General features: G+C 45.1%; 18 protein-coding genes and 1 riboswitch. Of the genes, 9 read left to right on the top strand and 9 right to left on the bottom strand.

What is annotated here, in order from left to right:
- Positions 1-69: 69 nt before the first annotated feature.
- Complete coding sequence (locus tag ASG89_RS11120) at positions 70-774, bottom strand: class I SAM-dependent methyltransferase (RefSeq protein WP_063867813.1); 705 nt, start codon at positions 772-774, stop codon at positions 70-72.
- A 189-nt stretch (positions 775-963) separates the two neighbouring features.
- Here ASG89_RS11120 and ASG89_RS11115 point away from each other — a divergent pair, with 189 nt between their 5' ends.
- The 4 genes from ASG89_RS11115 (at position 964) to ASG89_RS11095 (ending at position 5,040) form a co-directional block, all read left to right on the top strand.
- Positions 964-1,209, top strand: coding sequence for a hypothetical protein (locus ASG89_RS11115; protein ID WP_057310636.1), 246 nt, complete (start codon positions 964-966; stop codon positions 1,207-1,209).
- Between the two features lie 264 nt (positions 1,210-1,473).
- Entirely contained in the window at positions 1,474-2,310 is an 837-nt protein-coding gene (locus ASG89_RS11110) for a TerC family protein (protein ID WP_057310635.1), read from the top strand.
- Between the two features lie 514 nt (positions 2,311-2,824).
- Entirely contained in the window at positions 2,825-4,615 is a 1,791-nt protein-coding gene (gene pepF / locus ASG89_RS11100; RefSeq protein WP_057310634.1) for an oligoendopeptidase F, read from the top strand.
- A 119-nt stretch (positions 4,616-4,734) separates the two neighbouring features.
- Positions 4,735-5,040: a lipopolysaccharide assembly protein LapA domain-containing protein gene (locus tag ASG89_RS11095; protein ID WP_082592975.1), complete on the top strand. Its 306-nt coding sequence runs from the start codon at positions 4,735-4,737 to the stop codon at positions 5,038-5,040.
- Between the two features lie 30 nt (positions 5,041-5,070).
- On the opposite strand, the gene ASG89_RS11090 is transcribed toward ASG89_RS11095, so the two are convergent.
- On the bottom strand, positions 5,071-5,847 hold the full coding sequence (locus ASG89_RS11090) for a DUF92 domain-containing protein (protein WP_414813257.1): 777 nt from the start codon (positions 5,845-5,847) through the stop codon (positions 5,071-5,073).
- Between the two features lie 239 nt (positions 5,848-6,086).
- Here ASG89_RS11090 and ASG89_RS11085 point away from each other — a divergent pair, with 239 nt between their 5' ends.
- Positions 6,087-7,280: an HD domain-containing phosphohydrolase gene (locus ASG89_RS11085; protein ID WP_057310632.1), complete on the top strand. Its 1,194-nt coding sequence runs from the start codon at positions 6,087-6,089 to the stop codon at positions 7,278-7,280.
- A gap of 62 nt (positions 7,281-7,342) precedes the next feature.
- On the opposite strand, the gene ASG89_RS11080 is transcribed toward ASG89_RS11085, so the two are convergent.
- Together ASG89_RS11080 and ASG89_RS11075 are read right to left on the bottom strand one after the other, a co-directional pair.
- On the bottom strand, positions 7,343-7,969 hold the full coding sequence (locus ASG89_RS11080) for a fumarylacetoacetate hydrolase family protein (protein ID WP_057310631.1): 627 nt from the start codon (positions 7,967-7,969) through the stop codon (positions 7,343-7,345).
- A gap of 18 nt (positions 7,970-7,987) precedes the next feature.
- Positions 7,988-9,265, bottom strand: coding sequence for a CapA family protein (locus ASG89_RS11075; protein WP_057310630.1), 1,278 nt, complete (start codon positions 9,263-9,265; stop codon positions 7,988-7,990).
- Positions 9,266-9,396: 131 nt separating this feature from the next.
- On the opposite strand from ASG89_RS11075, the gene ASG89_RS11070 reads away from it, so the two are divergent.
- Both ASG89_RS11070 and ASG89_RS11065 read left to right on the top strand, forming a co-directional pair.
- Positions 9,397-10,179, top strand: a complete 783-nt coding sequence (locus tag ASG89_RS11070) for a metallophosphoesterase family protein (protein ID WP_057310629.1) — start codon at positions 9,397-9,399, stop codon at positions 10,177-10,179.
- A 352-nt stretch (positions 10,180-10,531) separates the two neighbouring features.
- Positions 10,532-10,753 carry a hypothetical protein gene (locus ASG89_RS11065; protein ID WP_057310628.1) on the top strand — a complete coding sequence of 74 codons (222 nt, stop codon included), beginning with the start codon at positions 10,532-10,534 and terminating at the stop codon, positions 10,751-10,753.
- Between the two features lie 55 nt (positions 10,754-10,808).
- Here ASG89_RS11065 and ASG89_RS11060 read toward each other — a convergent pair whose 3' ends face one another.
- On the bottom strand, positions 10,809-11,444 hold the full coding sequence (locus tag ASG89_RS11060; protein WP_057310627.1) for an O-methyltransferase: 636 nt from the start codon (positions 11,442-11,444) through the stop codon (positions 10,809-10,811).
- A gap of 136 nt (positions 11,445-11,580) precedes the next feature.
- On the opposite strand from ASG89_RS11060, the gene ASG89_RS11055 reads away from it, so the two are divergent.
- Positions 11,581-12,720 (top strand): THUMP domain-containing class I SAM-dependent RNA methyltransferase, encoded by a 1,140-nt coding sequence (locus ASG89_RS11055; RefSeq protein WP_057310626.1) that lies wholly within the window; start codon positions 11,581-11,583, stop codon positions 12,718-12,720.
- A 264-nt stretch (positions 12,721-12,984) separates the two neighbouring features.
- On the opposite strand, the gene ASG89_RS11050 is transcribed toward ASG89_RS11055, so the two are convergent.
- The 4 genes from ASG89_RS11050 to ASG89_RS11035 all read right to left on the bottom strand — a co-directional run bounded on the left by ASG89_RS11050 (position 12,985) and on the right by ASG89_RS11035 (position 16,369).
- Positions 12,985-13,380 (bottom strand): VOC family protein, encoded by a 396-nt coding sequence (locus ASG89_RS11050; protein ID WP_057310625.1) that lies wholly within the window; start codon positions 13,378-13,380, stop codon positions 12,985-12,987.
- Between the two features lie 70 nt (positions 13,381-13,450).
- The gene (locus tag ASG89_RS11045; protein WP_057310624.1) at positions 13,451-14,365 is read right to left on the bottom strand and encodes a hypothetical protein; all 915 of its coding nucleotides are present in this window, start codon (positions 14,363-14,365) and stop codon (positions 13,451-13,453) included.
- Positions 14,366-14,511: 146 nt separating this feature from the next.
- Positions 14,512-14,817 carry a hypothetical protein gene (locus ASG89_RS11040; RefSeq protein WP_057310623.1) on the bottom strand — a complete coding sequence of 102 codons (306 nt, stop codon included), beginning with the start codon at positions 14,815-14,817 and terminating at the stop codon, positions 14,512-14,514.
- Between the two features lie 118 nt (positions 14,818-14,935).
- Positions 14,936-15,030, bottom strand: a riboswitch (cyclic di-GMP riboswitch).
- A gap of 115 nt (positions 15,031-15,145) precedes the next feature.
- Entirely contained in the window at positions 15,146-16,369 is a 1,224-nt protein-coding gene (locus ASG89_RS11035) for an MDR family MFS transporter (RefSeq protein WP_057310622.1), read from the bottom strand.
- Positions 16,370-16,558: 189 nt separating this feature from the next.
- On the opposite strand from ASG89_RS11035, the gene ASG89_RS11030 reads away from it, so the two are divergent.
- Positions 16,559-17,449 carry a TIGR01777 family oxidoreductase gene (locus tag ASG89_RS11030; protein WP_057310621.1) on the top strand — a complete coding sequence of 297 codons (891 nt, stop codon included), beginning with the start codon at positions 16,559-16,561 and terminating at the stop codon, positions 17,447-17,449.
- The last annotated feature ends 21 nt before the right edge of the window (positions 17,450-17,470 follow it).

Genomic DNA, 17,470 nt, shown 5'->3' with positions numbered 1-17,470 from the left:
TCAACGGAAAATCCGAGGTGGATAAGCTGAAATTTGTTGATGTACCAAGGTTTTTCACTATGCAGAGGGCTACTTTTTTATGCTTAAAAATTGATGAGAATTCGGTAGAAAAGGTAGACTAGCTTCTCGCTTTTGAACGTTAAATCCAGCCAACTCGAACTCGTTAATTAGTTCAGGAAGGTACGAATATTCCTCTGTGCGGAAACTCATTAGCGGGTATATCCTTACCTCTCCGCCTGGCTTGCAAACTCGAAGCAGCTCACGAACAGCCCCTACATGAAATGCATAATCAAACTGTTCTTCATATAGAAAAAGAAAATGACTGCACATCACGAGATCAAAGCTCTCCGCTTCGAATGGTAAAGAAGGTAAAGCCGCTGTATGATATCTGGTTGATCCTTCTACGTTTGAGAAATCCTCTACAAAACGCTGCAGTGCTTGAATGCGTCCTGCCCGATGTTGCTCGACAGACCCGTAAAACGTCCAGTCGTACACATCAACTAACTTGGCCATCTTCATTGCAACAAGCTCAATCTCTTGCATACCATGAGCTGAGATAGCACTAGGCGAATTCGCATACAGCGGATCAACCGCCTCTGCGTAGATACCAAGCCGACTGGCTTCTGACGTAAACGAAGATGCGCCGCCAGCGACGTCCAACACTCGTTTACCGATCAAATCTGCCGTCTGCAACATAAACATTTTCTCATATTCAACATACGATCTTGAGGTCATTGCAACCCCAACTTGCTCATAAACTTGTTTCTGTTCCATACTCATCTCTCCTCAACTCGGCTCTTAACCCCTTCCCTCTGGAAAGGATTAGGAGAATTCTATCACGAGAGCTTTCCCAGCGCAATATGAAAATAATGAATATAACGATCTGTTCGTTTGGAAATCACAGCTTTTTATGATACGATTATGTTCATCTATAAGCTTATAACAGAAACGAGGAAAAAGGCCATGTCGCATCAACCTTTCAAAAGACATACGATTTATAAAAAAGATAAATGGAACATGCTCAATGTCGAGGTTCAAGGTACTAAAATCGTGTTAACCGAAATCTCTGATCAATGGGGCGAAGAATGCCACAACTTTATTGGACGACCTGCCATGCTGCACTGGGCCAGCGAACGCTTCGCCAAAGATAAATTCGATGGCACCGAAGAAGAATGGCAAGCTATTATGGACGCTTTTAAAAACGTATGAGAAAAAGCGGACTATTTTGAAACGCAACGCATATAATACTCGTATAAACTCATAGTAACACTCCAAAGGGGAGTAGCTGATACAGTAAAGTCGTCAATTCGGATCCTCATCAGATCCCGGCTTTATTGGCAACGACAACGTTGTTAGCAAGACCTTTGCCATGTACATTGGTGAAGGTCTTTTTTGATGAATTAGAGCCTTCACCGGACAAACGGTGCTGGGCTCTTTTTGCATCAAAAAAACTTTGAAGGAGTGTGTTCGCGTATGGATTGGTTGTCAACGGGCTTTTTCGTCTCTCTGTTAAGTATTATTCTGATTGACCTGGTGCTTGCTGGTGATAACGCGATTGTAATTGGGATGGCTGCACGTAATTTGAAAAAAGAAACACAAAAGAAAGTCATTCTCTGGGGCACAGTTGGCGCGATTGTGATTCGTGCATTAGCAACACTTGTTGTTGTAACGTTGCTCAAAATACCTGGACTGCTGCTGGTCGGTGGAATCTTGCTGTTATGGATTTCGTATAAGCTTCTGAGCGAAAAGAAAAATCATGAAAATATGCAAGCGAAAGACAGCATGTGGGCTGCCATACGGACCATCATCATCGCTGATGCGGTCATGGGTTTAGATAATGTCATTGCGGTCGCTGGCGCAGCACATGGGAATTTCCTGCTAGTGATTATTGGTCTCCTGATCAGTGTTCCTATCGTGGTATGGGGAAGTACATTATTCATTAAATGGATCGAGAAGTATCCTTCGATAATTTATATCGGAGCAGGCGTGCTTGCGCTTACTGCCGGCAAAATGATAACGGGAGAAAAGTTCCTTGCCCCCTTCTTCGAATCCAATCCGTTAGGCAAATGGCTATTCATCGGATTACTTGTCGTCCTCGTCCTAGGTGCAGGTAAATGGTCAAAGATGATTGGCTATCAAGTAAGTGTCGGGGATAGCGGACAATTAACACTTCCTAAGGAACTTAGTGAAGAGGCACAAATTTCTCCTGAGGATCGCTACACGGTTAAAATGGATTCTCGCGGCAAATTCATTCTCGTGAAAGAGGAAGACGATGAATCTCCCCAAGATTCGATGCAGCATGCCGGTTGAAAAAGGAGTTTGACCCTGCGCAGCGAAAATTAGTATGATATGGAACAAGTATCATACTCTATAAGGAAAAAGGATGATTTTCGATGACCGATTCTGGATCTATACTCACATTTGTAATTGTATCCTTTTGCCTGGCGATCATTTTGATTATGAAAAAAGACAGCCTTCCCGCACAAATGAAACGCTATCTAGCTTTGCTGGCGATAGTTATGGTTTCCATATCCTTCGTTCTGATCTTGCTTAGCTTCTTCCGAGCAGGAACTTGAATTTACTTCCATCCAGCTTTTTCATATAATGATAATTAAACTTGCAATCGGTCATACTAGGTGAAAACCATGGAATGGGATTTCAGTTAGAACTTCCCTCATGGGAATATGCCGGGAGCGTGACCGCAATGCGCCTTCTCTATGTAACAGCTGTAATGGGGATTCTTCTTAGCTCCATCCCCATAGCTGATTTACACGCAAAGGATACCAGCTTACCCCAATCTCAAAACAAGGACAGGAGGGCTACGATGACTCAATTATTGGAACGCAAGCAAGTACCGGCCGAGCACCGTTGGCAATTGGAGGATTTATTTGCCAATCAGAAGGCTTGGGATCAAGAATTTCAAGAGGTAAAAAGCTCGCTTAGCAAAGTCAGTGCCTTCCAAGGAAAACTTAACGATGCGGCTTCTGTGAAGCAAATTTTCCAATTGGAAGATGAGCTTTCCGTGAAAATGGAACGATTATATGTCTACGCGAACATGAAGCATCACGAAGATACAGCTGAACCTGTTTATCAAGCCCTATCCGAAAAAGCAAAAAAACTTAGTGTTGAAGTTGGCGAAGCAGCTTCCTTCATTTCTCCTGAAATTTTAAGCCTTTCGGACGAAAAGCTTCAGCAGCTTGTGAGCGATCCTTCCTTATCTTTTTATAAAGATACGCTTGAAGAAATGATTCGTCAGAAGCCACATACGTTATCGAAAGAACAAGAAGCACTTCTCGCTCAAGCAGGCAACATGGCAGGCGCACCGAGTACGATTTTCGGCATGTTGAACAATGCGGATTTGAAGTTCCCGAAGGTGAAGAACGAAAAAGGGGAAGAAGTCGAGCTCACCCACGGCAGCTATATCCAGTTCCTGGAGAGCCGTGACCCTGAGGTTCGGAAGAATGCGTTCACAGCTGTATATGAAACATACCGTAACAATCGCAATACGATCGGCGCTACACTAAGCGCGAACATCAACAAAAACATTTTCTATGCCAAAGCCCGTCATTACCCTTCTGTTCTTGAGTCCACGCTTTTCGGGGATAACATTAAGAAAGAAGTGTATACGAACTTAATTTCCACCATTCATGAATCCTTGCCGCAGCTGCAACGCTATCTCAAACTCCGTAAAAAGCTGCTCAAGGTCGATGAGTTACATATGTATGACCTGTTTGCACCGCTTGTAGAAGAGTTCAAAATGGACATTACGTATCAACAAGCAAAAGAAGAAATCAAGAAAAGCTTGGCACCGCTAGGCGAAAATTACTTGAAAATTCTTCAAGATGGCTTCGACAACCACTGGATCGATGTATACGAGAACAAAAATAAACGCAATGGTGCTTATAGCTGGGGTGCTTACGGCACACATCCGTACGTATTGTTGAACCATAAAGACAATCTGAACAGCATGTTCACGTTGACGCATGAAATGGGTCACGCGATTCATTCCTATTTGTCAGATGAGAACCAAGAGTATCGTTATGCGCAATACACCATTTTCTTAGCTGAAGTTGCTTCGACACTCAATGAGGCACTTCTGATGGATTACCTGTTAAAGCGTGTAACAGATCCGAAGGAAAAAATGTATTTGCTCACGTACTACGCAGATCAGTTCCGCACGACGGTATTCCGTCAAACGATGTTTGCAGAATTTGAAATGATTACGCATGAGAAGGCAGAAGAAGGCGAGTCCCTGACACCACAAGAGTTCAGCGAAATCTACTACGGTTTGAATAAGCTGTACCATGGCAATGACATGGTCGTCGATCAAGATATCGAGATGGAATGGGCACGTATTCCTCACTTCTATAACAGCTTCTATGTTTATAAATATGCGACAGGCTTCTCTGCTGCTACTTCATTTGCGAAGCAGATTTTGGATGAAGGCCAGCCAGCGGTTGACCGCTACCTCGGCTTCCTCAAAAGCGGTGGCAGTGACTACTCGCTGAACATTCTTAAGAAGGCCGGCGTAGATATGTCTACACCTGAGCCAATTAAACAAGCGATGAGCGTATTCAGCTCATTGCTGGATCAAATGGAAGAGCTGACGAAGTAAATGATTCCGAGATTACTCCCGCCCTTCTGAATACGAGCGAGGGCGGCTAGCAAGAACACGAAAAGGTTGAAAGCATTGGCTTTCAACCTTTTTCTTAAACATGAGAGGATGATGGCTATATGAAGATGCAATGGATCCTAATCAGTGCTTTAGTGTTTGCTCTAATCACAGCAGTATTCGCAGTCGTCAATGTTGAACCTGTACAAGTAAACTTCATGTTTACCACGACGTCAACACCTTTAATTCTCGTCATTTTAACCTCAACCTTATTAGGTGGTCTCATTGTTGGTCTCTTCGGTATGGTACGTCAATATAAGCTGCAGCGTAAAGTGAAACAATTAGAAAAACAACTTCACGAAGTGCAACTCCCCCCCACCGTATCCTCCACGGTTTTCGACATCGAACAGAAAGAACCGAGTGTTTAGACGTTATTTAGGGTTACTGATAAACAACCATCAGAGAGGTAAGCTGCTCAAGTAGAAGCATATTACCCCTCCGATTAATGAGGATACTGCGTTTACCATATCATTACTCATCCCGCGCAGGCCTCGAATTTGCCTAGCTTTCTGAGTACAATGCTCCTGCTTCTCAATCGTTTTACCGCAAACCTCGCAATGATACATGACCTGCAGCGTTGCCCCAAGCCAAGAATCCATAAGAGATCCACCTAAGCCGGCAATTGCACCTACCAAGACTAAGAGAATGATTGAACTATTTAACGCCTGTGTCTCCCCAATTTGGTTGAAAATGCCCCCTACAAGTCCGATAAACGCTCCGCCAAGCAAGGAAGCTACTATCCCTAATCCCGTAATTCCTCCTGAAGTTCCCGCAGTAACCCGCTTCCCATTCACGATAGACCGAGGGATCGACTTGCTCAACCCGCCTATTTCTGTAGCCCACGTATCGGCATTCACGGTTGCCATAACCCCTATATAGATGTACCACCAGACGGGATCTGGCCAGATGGCATTTCCGATACAAAGCAGCAAACCAAGTCCTCCATTGGCGGCAACTTGACCTGCATCACGTCGCCCTCCTTTGGCATAGCCACTTTCTGCAGCGGCCTTACGTTGTTGTTTGAGTTTCGATAGCAAACTTGAAGAAATGAAGAACGCGATGAGTGTCCCGAACCATGCTAGGCTCCCACACGCATACATCGTTGTTCCTAGCAGCACCGCAGCAATCAGCCCCGTCATAGATAAAGATTTCTTCCAGTAGGCAGCACCTGCAATCAATACGCTTCCTATGAATCCGTAGACTACCGGCATAAACAGCATAAAAAGGTTTCTCCTCTTATCCATTCAGATTTTTTGGTAGATTTAGTATGTATATTGTATCATATTCAACCACGACTCTTTATTATAGCGTTTTGTAAAATTAATTCGACAATTTTCGGTTATTTCTGCAAATTGTTAACCATAAATCACCTATTTTATGATACTATAAAGGTGATAAGCGATAGGAGGCTGACATGGAGCAAGATCACTTCACTACCAATTCCACTTTCAAAAGAGACCTAGAACCGGAAGAAATGCTGCGTGTCATATTCGACTATGCTTCCAAGATTGCAAACGAACGGCTGCTTGATAACGTACTTATGCTAATGGCGGATATGGGGCGTGAGATGATTGTCTCCGATCGTTGTACCGTCTGGCTGCTAGATACTCAGAAGAATGAACTATGGTCCAAAGTGGCTCATGGTCTTGATGAAATCCGGATTCCAAGTTCTGCTGGCCTTGTAGGCTATGCTGTAACGAATGATCAAGCTGTCTTTATTCATGATGCTTATACCAATGAGGAATACAAATCATATTTAGAAAATGGCGCTATCCGTACGGATCAACAAACGGGTTATCACACGAAAGCCTTAATGGTCATCCCCTTTCGCAATAGCCAAGGAGAGATCATGGGGGCTTATCAAGCGATTAATAAGCTAACTTCGAGTGAGCAATTCTCAGACAAAGATATGGAATATTTAACCTTGGCCTCCTCTTACGCTGGAAAATCATTAGAGTCTGCCCTCCTAACGATGGAAATTGAGGAGACGCAGAAAGAAATTATTTTCCGAATGGGGGAAATTGGTGAAAGTCGATCTAAGGAAACTGGTAATCACGTGAAGCGTGTTGCCGAGTATTCTTATTTACTTGCGCTTGAGTTGGGTATGAGTCAAGATGAGGCTGAACTGCTGAAAATTGCATCACCTATGCATGATATTGGCAAGGTAGCCATTCCTGATGCGGTGCTCAATAAGCCTGGCAAGCTAACTGAGGACGAGTTCAAACTTATGCAGAATCATACGCTGATCGGCTATAATCTGCTTCGTAATTCGACTCGACATATTCTCAAAACAGCCGCGGTAGTCGCTTATGAGCATCATGAGAAATGGAATGGTCGAGGGTATCCTCGCGGTATCAAAGGCGAAGAGATCCATATTTACGGGCGTATAACAGCGATAGCTGATGTTTTCGATGCCCTTGGAAGTGATCGTGTCTACAAGAAAGCTTGGGAGCTAGATCGCATTCTCCAATTGTTTCAAGAGGAACGCGGAGAGCATTTCGACCCGGATGTGGTTGATGCCTTCTTCAAACAATTACCTGCTATTCTCCGTGTAAGAGAGCAATATTCGGATGAAGCTTTAGCTAATCCAATTGAAACGAATACATAGAATGCCAACGAAAAAGGGCAGTTCTCTCAGGTCGATGTGACCTAAGAGACTGCCCTTTTATGCTATAAATGAATGGAAAAAGCTCCAAATTGCTCTTCTCCCCAGAGAAGCTCTAAATGATCGCCATTATGAACAGGTCCGACGCCTTCAGGTGTTCCGGTGAAGATGATATCGCCAGGACCTAAACCATAATGCTTCGCGATATAATCGATGATGGTTTGAAGATCGAAAATCATATGTGATATGTTCCCATCTTGAATAACTTGTCCATTCTGACGAAGCTGGAAGTTGGATTTCATCAATTCCGATGCCCCAGGAAACGGACGGAAGGCTGTAATTGGCGCTGACTTCAGGAACCCTTTGGCAGGCAGCCATGGTTGCCCCTTTTTCTTAATCACGTTCTGCACATCGCGAAGTGTAAAATCAATCCCAAGGGCATATTGATCGACGATGTCATCGACTTTCATACCATCTATGTATGGCTTTGCAATATGCAAGACGAGTTCAGTTTCATAATGAATTTCACCTTGATCACCAGGAAGTGACAGAGCACCTCCATCCATTTGTACTAACGCATGCGTGGGTTTCGTGAAAATCATCGGTTGGTCCGGGACATCGTTCCCAAGTTCTGCAGCATGCGCCCGGTAGTTCCGTCCAACGCAATATATATTACGGATCGTAGCTGTCATGTCAGATGAACTCCTCTACTATTTCTTATTCACATTGCCTTGCGCATCCACCGTAGCACCGATAGATATTTTACTTAAACGTTGGAATAGCTTCGATCCATCTTCCTCATTCATTGGCGTTGGTAAGGCTGATTTCGTCAAAATCGGCACTAGATGAATATCGCAGGACTTGTCCTTTGAACAAGCCGCTTCCAAGATGACGGTTTCCCAAGTTTTCGGCGTGTCATTCGTCGTGAAAATGAAGTTACCTAAACTATAGGCAATCCATTTGCCTTTGTATTGTTCAAAGCCTTGTAAGACATGCGGATGTCCGCCTATAACCAGATCTGCTCCTGCATCAATATAACGATGAGCGAGTTCCTTCTGATACTTATCCGGATTGTCATCGCGTTCTACTCCCCAATGAGCTACAACAACAACCAGATCTGCAGTTGCTTTGGCTTTCTCAATGGCTTCAACAGGCGGCTTAAAGTTATACGTTTCGGCAACGCCAGGATGACCAGGCGCAGCTTTCCAAGAAGCTTCTGGAACGACACGACTGAAACCAAAAACAGCAATCTTCATACCATCTTTTTCCACGATCGTTGGTTGGTAGGCTTCTGCATTATCCTTGCCAGCCCCCACTCGCTTAATGCCCTCTTGATCCAGGGCTTTCATCGTATCTAACAAACCTTCAGATCCATAATCCATGATGTGGTTATTGGCTAGGTTGACAATGTCAACACCTGCTTGTTTAAGCGGGGGCAATGCCTCAGGCGCAGAACGATACACGTACTCTTTGCTCTGAACGCTGCCTCTAGTCGTTATTGGCGATTCCAAATTTGCAATTGTAAAATCAGCTTTGGTTAAGAAATCTTTTACATGCGTGTACGGGTAATCATAGCCTTTTTGCTTAAGAATATCTTCCACTTTGGAGGCCATAATGACATCACCCACAAAAGTTAACTTCACTTGTGCGCCAGTTCCTACTTGCTTTACCGCTGTTGCATTCGCTGATGGTGTTGGTGTCGGGGTAACGATGGCAGAAGCCTTGGGACTTACCTGCACAGTCGAATTTCCATTCGTAGTGTTGGTCGATGGTTTCGGTGAAATAACAGCCATTGGTGTTGATGCTGCTCCCTCTTCATCCCCATTATTATAATTGGATGACAAATAAGAAGCTCCGATTCCAATAGCGAAACAAGCAATCGCTGCAACTGTGAAGCCACCTAAAACCTTAAGTGAAGGCTTTTTGCTCGGATTTGATTCTTTTTTCGATTTACCGTGACGATCTTGTCTAGATTCCAATTCAAACATTCCCCTTTCCCCCTACAAATTATAACAGAAGTCGACATCGTTGGGTAATAGGGTAAGACTCACATTTTCAGATTGTCTGCCTTGTGTGGTATAACAGAAGCAATACTTAGGAAAAGAAAGGAACCAGTCGCTTGGAGAAAATCGCTATTATTTCCGATATTCATGGTAACCTACCTGCATTAGAAGCAGTGCTTCACGATATTGCGCGTAGAGGCCTTACACGTATCTTCTGTCTTGGCGATCTTGTTGGCAAAGGGCCAAGCTCGGCAGAGGTTATCGACCTCATCCAATTGACTTGTGAAGCTGTTGTGCAAGGCAACTGGGATCTCGGCATTACAATGCCGCAGGAGTTGCCTGCAGGCTTATGGCAGCAGCAATCACTTGGCGATGAGCGTCTCGCCTATTTGAAGCAGCTCCCATTCTCGATCGATCTGATGCTAAGCGGGAAACATATTCGCTTGTTCCACGCCTCTGCTCAAAGTGTTTTTCATCGATTGAAACGAGAAGCTTCCAAGAAAGAGCGGCTAGCGATGTTTGCGAATACGGAGATGACCGAACTCCCTTACGGTGGGAATGAGCCTGATATTGTCGGCTATGGGGATATTCATATCCCCTATATGTTGACGTTGAGCAATCCTTCGGAGAAGGAGAAGGCGAGTCTGGGAGAGCGCAGCGGGTTGATGCTGTTCAATGTGGGCAGTGTTGGTATTCCTTATGATGGTATACCTCAGGCGTGTTACTGTGTGATCGAGGGAGAGACGGATCCTGCGGTTCAAGCAGGGGTTACGTTGCAATTCGTTCGAGTCCCCTATGATATCAAGCGAGCTGTACAGATAGCGTACGATGCTCAGATGCCCGATAGTCGACGGTATGAGTTGGAGATTACGTCGGGATTGGTGCATTTGAGTGATTAAGCATGTAACCCCAACTACTCCAATATAACTCTTCCTTCCACCCAGCAAGTTAAATGGAAAATATCCAGTTATTATCAGCCCAAAACACACTTTTGCTCAAATAACTGGATTTTAGGTAGCTAATCTCCACTCTATCCTTCATTTTCTCGAAAAATGAGGTATTTAGATGTACTTTCTCTTTTTCCATCGAATCCGAACAATCTGCAAAAATCGCAAAAATTAGATGGAGGTTTCCCATTTATTCGACATGCCAAGCGATTTCGGAAAGATTTTACCCTTGGATGAAAACTCATGGAAATTAATTCCACTATATGCTAATATAGGGGTGTGATGGAAAGTGAGGCTTATCTAAATGAAGCTAAATTGGCGTAGAATCCTACTGATTATCGTTTGTGCAGAATGTTTGTTTATCTATTGGAACAGCTTAAGCACATTGAGCTTCAAGAAACAACGTACAACGACTCACCTCGAACCTGCCAAGCAACCTCAGGCACCACTAACACAAATTAAACCACAAATAAAAGATACGATTAGGATCGATTCTGATTTACATACGAAAGAAAAAGCATCCTAACATGACGAAAGAGCGATCAGCAGCCAACTGCGGATCGCTCTTTCTAACAATTGATCTATTTCACCCGTGCTAAAGCCAAACCATCATACGCCGGAAGTATGGTGCTTTCCAGCTTCTCATCTGTCGCAATCCGCTGATTAAACGTTCGCATCGCTTGGACGGATGCCTTCGTCTGCCCCTCATCAACAACTTTGCCTCGCATCAGCGTATTATCTCCCGCAATGATTGCCCCTGGATTCGCCAGCTTGATCGCGAGCTCCAGATAGTTCGGATAATTCACTTTATCCGCGTCAATAAAGAAGAAATCGAAGCGTTCGCCCCGCTCCAACAGCTCATTCAAGTGATGGAGTGCTTCACCAATCCGATATTCAACGAATTCTCCGAGACCGGCATCCGTCACGTTGCGCTTCGCTACATCCGCGAAATCTTGTTTCAGCTCCAGGGATATGAGCTTACCGCCTTCTTTTAACCCTCTCGCTAAGCAAATGCCGCTGTAACCGCCTAACGCACCAATTTCCAACACTCGCTTCGCGTCTATCATCGTAACCAGCATCGTTAACAATCTGCCATATCCTGGGGCGATCGAAATCTCAGGCATGTTATGAGCAACAATAACTTCCTTCACCCGTGATAGTACGGCATCTTCTTCATATAAACCTTCCATATAGCTTTCCGCAGTGATCGTTTCCATGTATTTGACCTCCTAAATTCGCATCATATGTAGGAACTTTGCATTACCCGTTTGTAAGTGTAACCTATTTGTCCTATACTTGTTAATTGTATGAGTTTTCTGAGCGTTGTACAACCCGGATGGAAGGACTATACCTATGCCACAAAAAATTGAACTAATCGCCACTTGCCCGATGGGACTTGAGGCTATCGTTGCCCGCGAAATCCGTGATCTCGGCTATGAGGAATTGACTGTCGAGAATGGACGCGTCCGATTCTTTGGTGACGAATTGGCCATCTGTCGCACGAATCTTTGGCTGCGTACCGCAGATCGCGTCCTCGTGCTTATGGGGCAATTCAAAGCAACAACCTTCGATGAGCTTTTCGAAGGCACCAAAGCGCTCGCTTGGCCAGACTGGATTCCGAACGATGCCGAATTCCCTGTCGAGGGGCGATCCCATAAGTCACAATTATCCAGCGTTCCTGCTTGCCAAGGGATCGCTAAGAAAGCTGTTGTCGAGAAGCTGAAGCAGCGCTACGGCACCGAGTGGTTCCCCGAGAACGGAGCTCGCTACGTGATTGAAGTGGCCCTGCTGAACGATATCGCGACGCTAACGATCGACACGACAGGCCCGAGCCTGCACAAGCGAGGCTACCGTAAGCTCGTAACCGAAGCGCCGCTGAAGGAAACAATGGCGGCCGCTATGATCCTGTTAAGCCGCTGGAACGTCGACCGGCCGCTCTACGACCCGTTCTGCGGGTCGGGAACCATCCCGATCGAAGCCGCGATGATCGGCTGGAATATCGCGCCAGGCCTGCGGCGCAGCTTCCCTAGTGAAGCTTGGGGGAACATTCCCCGCAAGCTCTGGGACAAAGCCCGCGACGAAGCCTTCGACGCGGTCAAAGACAACGTGCCGCTGCACATCGTCGGCAGCGACATTGACCCTGCTGCCATCGAAGTGGCAGAGGCGGCAGCTAAGGCAGCTGGATTGACGAAGCAGTTCCAGCTGAAGGTTGAACCCATCGCCAAAGCGCGCCCGCGCGGCGATTATGGCTGCTTAATCACCAATCCGCCGTACGGCGAGCGTCTTGGTGAAGCACCGGATGTCGAGCTTGCGCTGCGCGAGCTCGGTGCACTGACCAGGCCGATGCCGTCGTGGAGCCTGTTCATTCTAAGCCCGAGCACACAGCTCGAGCATTACATGAACCGCCGCGCCGACAAGAAGCGTAAGCTTTTTAACGGTCGTATCGAATGTAATTTGTTCCAATATCTAGGCCCTCTGCCTCCGCGCAGGTAAAGTACCAATAACATTCCAAAACAGCGTAAGCTAAGAGGTTAGATCTCTTAGCTTACGCTGTTTTTGGATTGCACCATATGGGGAAGCCTGTTTCCCGTCCCAAACTGTCAGACACCAGCGCTCAGCAATTCACCATTTTTGGAGGAAATTTCCCGCGAAATGGACAAATAAGAGCTCTGGCGACCGATCACCATCCATCTAACTAATGGCTCTACGATTATTTAGTCAGCAGTCCGCTCTCCTTCGACCCGCTCGGAATTTCACCTATCCAACAATCTCCACCAATTCCAACGGCAGTCCATCAGGATCCGCAAAAAAGGTGTAAAGATTCCCCGTAATCGGATCTATCCGCACTGGCTCAACCAGAATTCCTTTACTTTCTAACTCTTGGACACTTTGTTCCATATTTGCAACAACGAAGGCAAGATGACGTAGTCCCCTGGCTTCGGGTTGGTTCACACGCTGGGGTGGATTCGGAAAAGAAAACAATTCAATTTCTTGCTGGGTATCCCCAATTCGTAAATCCAATTTGTATGAGTCTCTTTCTGCGCGATAAGTTTCATGAATAACGGTGAGTCCAAGTAGATTAACATAGAAATGCTTCGACTGCTCGTAATTCGAACAAATAATCGCAACGTGATGCATCTGATTTAATTTCATTGAAAATGACCTCCCTACAAAGAAAAACCGCATGCTGGGCTGCTCCCCTGCTGCGGCTTGTCCACTTATTTTAACCTGCTGCTTGCATCGTTTCAACGATTTTGTGAAGAACCTCGTCGGCTTGCGCATAGTCCACTTGGCAAGTCCCTGCAGCTTGATGCCCGCCTCCACCATTTTGAAGCATCAAATCACCGATGTTTGTTTGTGCCGTGCGATTGACAATGCTGTGTCCACAAGCAAATACGCAGTTTTGTTTATTTCGGCCATCAACGATCCAAATGGAGGTGTTTTGCTCCGGATACAGCGCATAAATCATGAAACGATTCCCTGGATAAATAGTCTCCACGTCACGAAGATCCGTAATGACGACATTTCCTTCTACTCGGGTATAGGTTTGAAGCATGTCCCTGTATAGTGCATCTAACTCAAAGTAACGAGCTACTCGCTCTTTCACGTCGGGCAATTCCATGATCTCGCTTACGGATTTCGTTGCACAATGCTCAACGAGATCCTCCATCAACTGATAGTTGCTGATGCGATAATCCCGATAACGACCTAATCCCGTTCGTGCATCCATAATAAACGAAAGCAAATCCCAACCGCTTGGATTCAAAATGTCCTCTTTGCTAAATTGTGCGGAGTCCGCTTTATCTACACCAATCATAATATCGTCGATATCGCCGAAGGTTTCTTTACCACCATAGTAATCATAGACCACTCGCGCAGCGCTTGGAGCAAGCCGAGTTTCTCCTTTAAACGTTACTGATTCCCCCATCCGTGTGAGTTCACTGGAGTGATGATCGAACCATAAGCCACATCCAGCGACATAGGGAACATTAGCCAGGATATCATTCTCGGTAACCTCAATTAAGCCATCCTGCATATCTTTGGGATGGACAAATTTCATTTCATCCACCATATTTAATTGTTTGAAGAGCATCGCGCATACTAAACCATCGAAATCGGAACGTGTAATCAATCTCATGCCATGCATCCCCTTTCACATAGTTCTTAAGAACTACGAATTGTATTCGTATATTATATCAGCTAGGGTCGATTGGTGACAATGAGGAAATCTCTAATTATTCCCGCTGCCTTATCTTCTACAAGCGAAAAAAAAGAGCGATTCACCTAAATAGGTTGAACCACTCTCAATTTGGATGATAAACATTGGAAAAGTCTTGTGACAAACGCTTCGATTTGTGCCATAGGTGGCATTTTCACCGAAAGCTTTACTTCACCTTTCCAGTAGAAGATTAGAATGCTATTGTTTCTCCCGTGAAACATCTCCACATCCCAACACGCTTCGTTTAATGCATATTCTTCACGGTTAATCATAAGTTTAGGTCCATCCGTGGATGGCACTAAACGTGCAACATGGTTACCGCATAACGATGTTGCTTTCTGTTCATCTTGCAATTTAACTTCCGATTTCATGCCGCGAGAGCCTCCTTTGTACTTGTCATTCCATTGCATTCCTTTGCTCCGCTATGACAGAGAAAAACCCCACCGTAGTGAACCGACTAGAGGGGTTCTGTAAGTGAATTCCCAATCGTTCGGCGGCTGGCTGGCTGCTTGTCCTTTTGAAGGAGAAGTAAGGCCCCTGTAGCTTTGCGTCACTGGCTTTCGCCAGCTTTGCCTTTGTCGAGATGATGTGCACAATCTTTTAGTTGATACCTTCATAGAAATACTTGTTATACTCTCAAGAATAAGGGATGATGATTTGAAATCGAATAGTTCCAAGGAACTATTTTTACGAATTCCATCAAAATATTTGCATTTTCGACGATATTTTTACCCTATTTTGACATTTTGTGCCTCTCCAATAGAAAATCGAGCCCAACATCGACAAAATAGCTATCACGAGAAAGAGCGTGCTGCCCCCATAGGATACTAATAAAAAGCCGCCAATCCATGGCCCCATAAAGTGACCAATATTCGTTAACGATTGGGCACCATAGTAGGTTCCACGCATATGTTCTGGAGCCAGTTTATCGATCAACATATTCGCGGCTGGATAGTTCAGTATTTCACCGAACGTGAAAATCCCCATCGAGATAATGAGCCATGTCAGGGAGTGTGAAAAAGCAAAACCAACATCCCCAAGTGCGAACATGAAGTTCCCGACAACAATTGCTGTTAGAGGTGAATACTTTTCTGCCCATCTCCCCAAAGGAATCTGCAGCACAATGACGACAATGGCATTGGCGCTCATGAGAATCGCGAACATTTGGACACCATTAACGAAATCTCTCTCTAAGTACTGAGACAATGTCACCATGACCTGTGAATAACCAATCGCCCCGATAATCCCTCCGATAATGTACAACCGGAACGTTATATCCTTACGAATAACGCCTAAAGCTGAGCGGAAAGTGACGATAGATTTCTTCTCACCTTCGATTTTCTTAATCCCAAACTTAATGAGAAGAGCGTAAAGTGTTAGGCCATAGATTAAATAAATGATTCCTGTGAGTAGAAAGGGTAATGCTCCGTTCATAGTTGCAAAGAAAGCTCCCAGCAATGGACCGACTGCTACACCGACGTTAATGGCCATATACCGAAGTGAGAAGACCTGCCGTCTTTTGGAGGGATCAGTTAGATCTGCCATTAAAGCTTGCGATACAGGCTCATAGAAGGAACGGCAAAGCCCATTTAACATATTGAGCAGCATAAACAGAACTGGTAGTTTGACGACTCCGAAACCAAGGAAGACGATTCCCCAACCGAAAAGTGCCGCGAGCATAATGACTCGTCTTCCAAATCGGTCTGACAGTGCGCCGCCGATAAAACCACCGAACGTGCCAGCTAATGCCCCCATTCCAATGACAATACCAATGAGCCCTGGGCTCATATCTGTGTGTTTCGCCAAATAGATTGCTAGGAACGGTAAACTCATAGAAGAAGCAGCCCGGGCCATGACCGTACCTAAGATTAGCGTATGTACGATAGGATGATAGGCTTGAAGAAATTGACGCATACGATTCATAGACGATGACTCCTCTCGCTGATACACGAATTACCCTTTGGTTAATTAATAACCGAATTCCAATTATACACGAAAATAGCGAATAATGTCGTTATTTCAGACGGAGAAGTTTACCTTTCTCTATTGCATTCACTTCAATGGTATTTATTGGATGATGAATTTATAATGATGATATGGAGGTGCTTGAATATGAAAATAGCGATCACAGGCGGCAGCGGGTTTATCGGAAAACGATTAATCACTTACTGGTTAGGAGAAGGTCACGAACTTATTAATATATCCCGCTCATCTTCGAAGCAGGTACCAGGTGTTAGAACGTTAACGTGGGACGAGTTGGATCGAAATACGGAATTGCTTGCAGATCTTGATGCTATCGTAAATTTGGCGGGTGAATCCATCAGTCAACGTTGGACGCAAGCGGCTAAGGCGCGAATTGTACAATCCCGATTTCAAGCCGCTGAGCATGTAGCCAAGTTAGTGGCCCAAATGGACCCGAAGCCTAAGGTTGTTGTGAATGCTTCAGGTATGTCGTATTACGGCATTTCGGAGACGGATACCTTTGACGAGACGAGTCCTTATCGACAGACGGATTTCTTAGCAAGCGTTGTTAAGCAATGGGAAGCTGCCGCTGATCTTATCCAAGGAACACGTCTTGTGAAGGTGCGGGTTGGTCTTGTGTTGGATAATAAAGAAGGCGCGTTCCCCAAAATGGCGCTTCCATATAAGCTTGGTGTTGGCGGCACCGTGGGCAGTGGCAGACAATGGCATTCTTGGATTCACATCGACGATATGGTGAGAATGATTGACTTTTGCGTTCAGAATGACTCGATTGTTGGTCCCGTTAACGCCACAGCACCAAATCCGGTAACGAATAAGCAATTGGGACGCGCGATTGCGGCTGTCATGCGAAGACCCAATCTCTTCCCCGTTCCCGCATTTATGATGAAGTTGATTTTTGGCGAGCTATCTGTCCTGCTCCTTGAAGGTCAAAAGGTCATTCCTCGTGTATTGCAAGAGCATGGGTTTGAGTGGCGGTTTCCTTGGCTGACAGGCGCATTAGAAGATTTGGTGAAAACATAACTTTTCATTTGAATTAAAATT

It is taken from the genome of Paenibacillus sp. Soil766, assembly GCF_001428105.1.
Taxonomy (GTDB): domain Bacteria; phylum Bacillota; class Bacilli; order Paenibacillales; family NBRC-103111; genus Paenibacillus_E.
This window is presented reverse-complemented; position numbering and strand designations above follow the sequence as displayed.